The organism is Streptomyces klenkii (assembly GCF_003626645.1).
In the GTDB taxonomy this organism is placed as follows: domain Bacteria; phylum Actinomycetota; class Actinomycetes; order Streptomycetales; family Streptomycetaceae; genus Streptomyces; species Streptomyces klenkii.
Map to the genome: position 1 here is coordinate 1 of NZ_RBAM01000053.1, position 2,136 is coordinate 2,136.

2 protein-coding genes and 1 pseudogene are annotated in these 2,136 nt (G+C 66.0%); 1 reads left to right on the forward strand and 2 read right to left on the reverse strand.

From position 1 onward, the window contains the following. The first annotated feature begins 42 nt into the window (after positions 1-42). Positions 43-849: an IS3 family transposase gene (locus D7231_RS34470; RefSeq protein WP_120760280.1), complete on the forward strand. Its 807-nt coding sequence runs from the start codon at positions 43-45 to the stop codon at positions 847-849. On the opposite strand, the gene D7231_RS34475 is transcribed toward D7231_RS34470, so the two are convergent. Continuing rightward, on the reverse strand, positions 777-1,517 hold the full coding sequence (locus tag D7231_RS34475) for a transposase (protein ID WP_242000076.1): 741 nt from the start codon (positions 1,515-1,517) through the stop codon (positions 777-779). The two genes, D7231_RS34470 and D7231_RS34475, sit on opposite strands and share 73 nt — an antisense overlap. 29 nt (positions 1,518-1,546) lie before the next feature. Further along, a pseudogene (locus D7231_RS38720) lies at positions 1,547-1,693 on the reverse strand (ISL3 family transposase); the annotation flags it as partial. Positions 1,694-2,136 lie beyond the last annotated feature (443 nt).

The following is a 2,136-nucleotide window of genomic DNA, read 5'->3' on the forward strand; positions in this document are numbered from 1 at the left end:
GCGCTTTCATGTCCAGCTCACGGACAGGCAATCACCCGGTGAATCGAGGCTAAGTCCGGCTACTACGACTGGCGGAGCCGCCCGGAATCCGCCACCGCCCAGCGGTACGAGGAACTGAAACAGCTCGTCATGAAAGCCTTCGAGACGTCCGACAGCACTTACGGATACCGGCGCATCCATGCCCAGATGCTCCGCTGGGGCGTCGCCGCCGGCCCGGAGCTCGTCCGCCGGCTGATGCGCGACCTGGGCCTTCGGCCCTGCCAGCCACGCCCGAAGCGATGGTCCCTCACGCAAGCTGCCCCCCGCTTGGTACCAGACCTCGTGGGCCGGGACTTCACCGCCGACGCACCGGGGAAGAAACTCGTCGGCGACATCACGTACATCCCAACCGGGGAAGGCTGGCTGTATCTGGCAACCGTTATCGACTGCTGCACCAAGGAAGTCATCGGGTACGCGATGGACGACCACTACCAGACACCGCTCATCTCCCGGGCGATACGCAACGCGGCACGGAACAGACGACTGTCACATGGCGCGATATTCCACTCCGACCGCGGCAGCAACTACATGTCCACCCAGTACGCCGACGTCCTGAGGCAACTCGGCCTGCGCAGGTCAGCCGGCCGGACCGGCATCTGCTACGACAACTCGATGGCCGAATCCTTCTTCGGCACTCTCAAAAACGAACGCGTGTCCCGTGTGACATACCCAACTCGCGAAGCCGCCCGAAGAGATATCACGAGATACATAGAACACTGGTACAATCACAGGCGACTTCACTCGGCGATAGGATACCGGCCCCCTCGGGAGGTCCACGCCGAGTTCGAGGAAGTGCGACTCGCCGCATGAATTAATCGGTCATATCTCTGTCCGAAAACAGCGAGGCCCCTCAGTGCGTTGCCGGGTCTTCGAATTTGGGCGGGGTGGAGGTGGCCTCGGGCTCGGCGGGTGGTGACGCAGCGTGTGCGTAGGCGTTGGTTGGCCGTGTTGCGGAAGCCGTGGGCGGCTCGCGCGGTGAGCTTGATCATGCGGTTGATTCCTTCGCTCTTGGCGTTGTTGTGGCTGGTGTCGATGAACGCGTGGATTTCGGGCCACCAGCGGTCGATGGTGCGGGCGAGGGTGCGGACTTCGGGGATGTCGCAGTCGGCGCACCAGGTGAGGAACTTCCAGCGCAGGTGGCTGGTGCGGTGCCGGTCCGTGGTGCGGGCGAGCGCGAGCAGGTCGCGTAGCTTCTCCTTGGCGATCCACGCGGTCAGCAGTGTCATGCCGATGTCTCCGGTGCCGATGAGCTGGTTCCACATCGTGCTGAACTGGGCGTCGGTGAGGTCTTCGCGGTTGCGCAGCAGGCGGCGCCGGGCCTTCCATTCCGGGTCGCAGGCCCGGCCGCGCCGTCCGCGCAGGGCGGTGGTGCGGCGGCGCACGAGGCTGAGCATCTTGTTCGCCAGCTGGACCACGTGGAAATGGTCGACCACCACGGTGACGTGGGGCAGCCCGGCTCGCGGCAGTACCAGCGGCATTTACGCCACACCAGTTCCAGCCCCCGCTGTCCGCACGGAAGATCGCGCGGCCGGGTCAGAGCCCAGCCCTTCACCCGAATGGCGAACACCCCGCACTCCGGGCAGGCCCGCGCCTGTTCGTCGGCCGTGGCCAGGTGCACCCGCCGGGTGCCATCGGCAAGCCGCTCCACCCGCACGACGGCCAGGCCGTCCAGGTCCAGCAGCAGCGTCGCATCGGTATCGTTGTCCAAGCCCGTGGTTCCGTGGTGATCGTTCTGCGTCGAGAACAGAAAGGATCACTCACGACCACGGGCGTCCTGCCGCCGGGGCCACCCTGGCCCTCACCCAACGCGACAGCCAGTCAGCTCAGGACGAAACCCCGCTCAAGCTCGAAGACCCACGCGGCCTCATGGAACTCGTCGGGGGCAGCCTGCTGATGCTCGGTGTCGGCTCGCGCGTGGTGGCGCTGCTCTGTTCCGGCGAGATGGCGTATGCCTATGTCGCCCGAGCACCAGCCCAACGACCTGTGGCCACTGGACAACGGTGGTGAGATCCCGGCGTTCTACGCGTGGGCCTTCCTGCTTCTCGTCTTCACCGGTCCCGGTGCCCTGACCCCGGGCCGCCTGGTCCGCCGCGCTCG